Annotated in this window: 2 protein-coding genes; both read left to right on the plus strand. The window is 48.0% G+C overall.

What is annotated here, in order from left to right; translation table 11 throughout:
• The coding region (locus IM676_RS18605) for a beta strand repeat-containing protein (RefSeq protein ID WP_225880401.1) at nucleotides 1-4980 on the plus strand (4980 nt) is incomplete at its 5' end.
• 178 nt (nucleotides 4981-5158) lie between these two features.
• The coding region (locus IM676_RS18610; RefSeq protein WP_263973150.1) for a cohesin domain-containing protein at nucleotides 5159-6456 on the plus strand (1298 nt) is incomplete at its 3' end.

Raw genomic sequence — 6456 nt, forward strand, 5'->3', positions numbered from 1 at the left:
GATGCAAATGGCGACTTTACCTACACCCTGAGTGCAGCCAACCTCACCGCCATTGGCCAGGGAGAAGGTAAAACCATCACCGCCTCCCAAACCGACGCCGCCGGTAATATTGGTACATCCCCAGCCTTTACCTTTGCAGTCGATACCATAGCCCCAGCCGCCCCCGTCATTAACACCGTTGCGGAAGACAATATTATTGATGCTCAAGAAGCCCAAGCAGGCTTGACCATCACAGGTACTGGTGAACCTGGAGCTACGGTGACTCTAGTATTTGACAGCGGTACTACATTAACAGGTGGTAACACGGTAGTTGTGAACCCTGATGGTACGTGGTCAGTGGCGGTAGTTGCAGCCGATGTCGAGGCTTTTGGTGAGGGTGGAGAAAGAATTACTGCCACTCAAACCGACGCCGCAGGCAATGTCAGCCCGAGCGCGACTCAGGATATTACAGTGGTGGTGGATACCATAGACTCCTTCATTGCGATCGCCCCCACTAATGCAGTACAACCAGAAGGTAACTCAGGTACTACCCCCTTCACCTTCACAGTTACCCGCACCGGGGACACCAATGTTACCAGCACTGCTAACTGGGCGGTGACAGGTACAGGAGTCAACCCTGCTACTGCTGATGACTTTGCAGATGGAGTATTCCCATCAGGTACAGTTACCTTTGCACCAGGGCAAACATCCCAAGTAATTACAGTCAATGTCCAAGGTGACACGATACCTGAACCAAATGAAACCTTTAGGGTTACTTTGTCTGGTGCTACTAATGCCACCATTACCACGGCTACTGCTACCGGGACAATTCTCAATGATGATGCAAGCCTAGCGATCGCCCCATTAGATGCAACCAGGTTAGAAGGTAACGAAGGACTCACCCCCTTCACCTTCACAGTTACCCGCAGAGGGGACACCACAGGTACAAGTAGTGCTAACTGGGCGGTGACAGGTACAGGAGAAAACCCAGCTAATGCTGATGACTTTGCAGGTGGAGTATTCCCATCAGGTACAGTTACCTTTGCACCAGGGCAAACATCTCAAGTAATTACAGTCAATGTCCAAGGTGACACGGTAGTAGAACCCAATGAAACATTTAGGGTGACCTTGTCGGAGGCTACTAACGCCACCATTACCACAGCTACTGCTACCGGGACAATTCTCAATGATGATGTACCGGCAACTGGCAGCATATTATCTATCACCCCATTAAATGCCGATAGAGCGGAAGGTAACTCAGGTACTACCCCCTTCACCTTCACAGTTACCCGCACCGGGGACACCAATGTTACCAGCACAGTTAACTGGGCGGTGACAGGTACAGGAGAAAACCCTGCTAGTGCTGATGACTTTGCAGGCGGAGTATTCCCATCAGGTACAGTCACCTTTGCACCAGGGCAAAGATCCCAAGTAATTACAGTCAATGTCCAAGGTGACACGAGACCTGAACCAAATGAAACCTTTAGGGTTACTTTGTCTGGTGCTACTAATGCCACCATTACCACGGCTACTGCTACGGGAACTATTCTGGATGACGATACAATTAGGCTATCCCCAGGGCGGAATCAGGGGTTATCTATTGAACAAGAGCAGCCAGAAACAGAGGATATTGATGCTATTCTTGGGCAACTACGGGAACTTATTCAGGGCGCCGAGTTATATGTACCACCGTTGTCATTTACAGTTCGACCCGAAATTGGGGATGTCTTCCCTGATGAGATAGTTCGGATAGAAGTGGACTTTGCGGAACGCCCCCTAGGCACACCTGACTATTCTGTTGTAGCCAAACGGGATGAAAATGGTAGCTTCTTCCGCTTGAATATCTTTGACAGTGAACCGCCCGAGGGCGAAGTGGGGGCGATATTGCGAGACCGAGATGGTAATGGTCGCATTGATGGGGCAACTCTGTTCTTAAGAGACAGGACTAATGAACAGCAAAGCATACGGGATACTTTAGACTCAGATCCAAGACCTGGCTTTATTTCTGATCCCTTTGTTCCGCTGGCGGTAGATATTGAGCCACCCACAGTCGTAATCACAGATAATCAACCAGGGGTAGCTAACATTGCCACAGGGGACATCACCTACACCTTCACCTTCAGTGAAGCAGTTACAGGCTTTGCCCTTGAGGACATCACAGTTACAGGCGGTACACCGGGATTATTGACCCAAGTTAGCCCCACTGAATACATCCTGGTAGTCACCCCCGATGCTAATTTTGAAGGTGATTTAACAGTAGAGGTAGCAGCGGGAGCCGCCATTGATCTTGCAGGTAACCCCAGCGTTGGCCCGGAAGTGTCAGTACAGCCAGTCGATACCCTAGCCCCCACAGTCGTAATCACAGATAATCAACCAGGGGTAGCTAACATTGCCACAGGGGACATCATCTACACCTTCACCTTCAGTGAACCAGTCACGGGCTTTACCGCTAATGATATTACAGTCACCAATGGTACCCCCGGAGAGTTCACCGCACTCAGCAACACTGTCTACACCTTATTAGTCACCCCCGATGCTAATTTTGAAGGTAATTTAACAGTAGCTGTAGCAGCGGGAGCCGCCATTGATGCTGTAGGTAACCCCAGCGTTGGCCCGGAAGTGTCAGTACAGCCAGTCGATACCATAGCCCCCACAGTCACCATTACCAACATCGGTGGGAACGATAGCATCGTTAGTGGTGTAGCAGGAGATAACACAGTAGTAGGTACTGCTGAAGCACGTAGTGGTAATGTCACCATTAGGTTTGGGAATACACAACTGGGTACTGCACAAGTGGATGCAAATGGCAGGTTTACTTACAGCCTGAGTGCAGCTAACCTCACCACCATTGGCCAGGGAACAGGTAGAACCATCACCGCTTCCCAAACCGACGCCGCCGGTAATATTGGGACATCTGCTGCCTTTACCTTTGCAGTCGATACCATAGCCCCCACAGTCACCATTACCAGCATCGGTGGTGAGGATAGCATAGTCAGTGGTGTAGTTGGAGATAACACAGTAGTAGGTACTGCTGAAGCACGTAGTGGTAATGTCACCATCCTCTTAGGACAGCAAGTATTGGGTACTGCAGCAGTGGATGGACAGGGCAACTTTACCTACACCCTGAGTGCAGCCAACCTAGAGACCATTGGACAGGGAACAGGTAGAAGCATCACCGCATCCCAAACCGACACCGCCGGTAATACTGGGACATCTGCTCCCTTTACCTTTACGGTGGATACCTTAGACTCCTTCATTGAGATCGCCCCATTAAATGCCGAGCAAGCTGAAGGTAACGAAGGACTTACCCCATTTACCTTCACAGTCACCCGCGCCGGGGACACCACAGGTGCAATTAGTGTTAACTGGGAGGTAACAGGTACAGGTGACAACCCTGCTAGTGCTGATGACTTTGCAGGTGGAGTATTCCCATCAGGTACAGTTACCTTTGCACCAGGGCAAACATCCCAAGTAATTACAGTCAATGTCCAAGGTGACACGGTAGTAGAACCGGATGAAACCTTTACCGTCACTTTGTCTGGTGCTACTAACGCCATCATTACCACGGCTACTGCTACGGGGACAATTCTCAATGACGATGGAAATCGCCAACAAATCTCTTCTGGGGATAACTTGTTGGCTTTACCCAATAGTACTCTGAGTGTTCCCCTGTTCTACAACACTTCCACAGGTGACAATACCCTGACTGGTATTAGTCTGCGGTTGCATTACAACTCTAATGAACTGAGCTTCCAAGATGTAGGAAACCTCTTCAATAACAATCTATTTGTTCCCCTATCAGACCTATCTGATACTGATGACTTTGACAACGACCCGAATACTGACAAGTTTATTCAATTTGGCTATCTTGACTTTGCTGGGAACTGGCCTAACCAACCCCTACCGTTAAAATTAGGGGACTTCAACTTTACCACCACTGAGAACTTTAATGGCACTAAACTTAATGTGACTTCCGATAATTTAGCCTCTGGTTACACCCTAGAAAGTCAACCAATTAGCGTCAATGAAGTATTTACACAGACTAGCAGCGGCTTTGTCTTAAGATTCAATGATGACCTAGATCTCAGTGTCCTTAATCTTTACAGGGGATTAGATATAGCCAATCCATTAGCCCCAGTTACTGATTCACCAGACCTCATCCTCAAAGATGGTGCCGGAAATCCCATCAATGGCTCACTGATTTGGGATGAAACTGCTAAGACCCTCACCTTTGTTAAGACTGGTGATATCCTAGAACCGGGTAGTTACACCCTGACCCTGGATAGCCGCCCGGATGGCTTGGTCTATACTAACGGTGAGTTAATCGATGTAGATCGTAATGGTACCCCCGGTGGTGAATTTCAATTTACGGTGGAGAGTCAGACAGCACCAGTCCTAAGCTTACCTGACTTTAGCCGCGCACCGGGTCAAGCTGTAGATGTTCCCGCGGGGGATGACCTCATTGGTCTACCCATCCGGATAAGTAACCCCAACGGTGTTGATAATATTAGCTTCACTTTGCAATATGACCCGGATATCCTGGCAATCACAAACGCAAATGTAGCTCCATCATCGGGTTGGAATTTCACCTCTACCCCCACCATCGATCCTTTAACCGGACAAGCTCAATTTACCCTGGCTGGACCTGCTCTGAGCAATACCACCGATTTAATTTTCCTCACAGCTGAGGTTCCAGAGACTGCGACATACGGTAATTCTGGTTTATTACGAATTATTCCAGGTGCTGGATTGGTGGGAGATAGTGCAGTCCAACTAGTAGCAAACTTCGGAGATACCACAGGAGATCAAGGTTACAGCCCCTCTGATGCCTCCTTGATTGCACGGGTGAGTGTAGGGTTGGATACAGGATTTAGAGCCTTCCCAATTATTGATCCGCTTATTCTGGGAGACATTACAGGTAACGGAGAATTGTCACCATTGGATGCTGCTCGTGTAGCCCAACGAGTAGTAGGTTTTTCTGTACCCGCAATTCCTGTATAAAGGAGGGTATCACAGGATTTAGATGTGGCGGGCTTTACCGCCTATATCTCCCTAAACATTTTGCCAGTGTTGCTGTACCAGGTGTTGATGCTTTAATGATTGCCATCTAGTCCAGCAACATTACTTAAATAGACTTAAATAGAGCAACATCTTAGTTGAGGAGAAAAATATTATGGTAATGGCAACTGTTTTCATCCCCAATCAAACTGTTAAACCAGGGGAAACAATTGAAATTCCGGTTAACATCGATGACGCTACTGGAGTGTTGGGGATCTATTTGGAGATCAATTATGACACCGGATTAATTGATTTAAATAGGATAGTCGCTGGCGATTTATTAAATTCAAGCCCTGATCCTTTTACAATCGTTCCTAACATTATTGAAGCAGAAGGTATTGCCAGAGTAGCGATATTCGGCATTACGCCCCTGACAGGCGGTGAGGGTAGCATTGCCAAATTGATTTTGACAGTTCCCGAAAGTAGTTCAGGGGAAATCATCTTAGATTTAGTTAGAGCACAAATCAATGAGCAGCCAGTGGGTAGAATCAATGGAGTGCTCACTATTCAACCAGAAGAAATTCCCCCCGGCCTAGCGATCGCCCCCACCAACGCCATAAGGTTAGAAGGTAACGAAGGTACTACCCCCTTCACCTTCACAGTTACCCGCACCGGGGACACTACAGGTACAAGTACTGCTAACTGGGCGGTGAGAGGTACAGGTAACAACCCTGCTACTGCTGATGACTTTGCAGGTGGAGTATTCCCATCGGGTACTGTCACCTTTGCACCAGGGGTAACATCTCAGGTAATTACAGTCAATGTCAGTGGTGACAGAGCAATTGAATTAGATGAAAGCTTTAGCATCACCTTGTCTGATCCCAGTAATGCCACCATTACCACGGCTAGTGCTACCGGGACAATTCTCAATGATGACTTCTCTATTGCCATTGCAGATAATTTAACCAGTAACCCAGGGGAAACAATCACAGTCCCTGTAACCCTCAATGGTGCTACTGGAGTTGACTCCATCAACTTGAGAATCAACTACAACAGCGCCATTACCCTAACTGGGGTTACCAAAGGGCAGTTACCACCAGGTTTAGATTTACTAGAAAATATTCAGCCAGACAATGTTAGAGTAGAAATCTCTGGCATAGAACCCATTACCACAGATACCATCACCATTGCTGAATTAACTTTCCAGGTACCAGCAGGGACTACAGCACAACAGATTATCTTAGACCTGGTGGAAGGAAGAGTTGGCAGAATCGCATTGGGTCAAGACACTGTTGACGCGCAGTTAATAGATGGACGTTTGACTATTGTCGATACCATAGCCCCCACAGTCGCCATTACCAGCATCGGTGGGAACGATAGCATCGTTAGTGGTGTAGCAGGAGATAACACAGTAGTAGGTACGGCAGAACCAGGTAGTGGCGATGTCACCATCAGGTTTGGGAATACACAACTGGGTAC

This window comes from Anabaenopsis elenkinii CCIBt3563, from assembly GCF_015245355.1.
GTDB lineage: Bacteria > Cyanobacteriota > Cyanobacteriia > Cyanobacteriales > Nostocaceae > Anabaenopsis > Anabaenopsis elenkinii.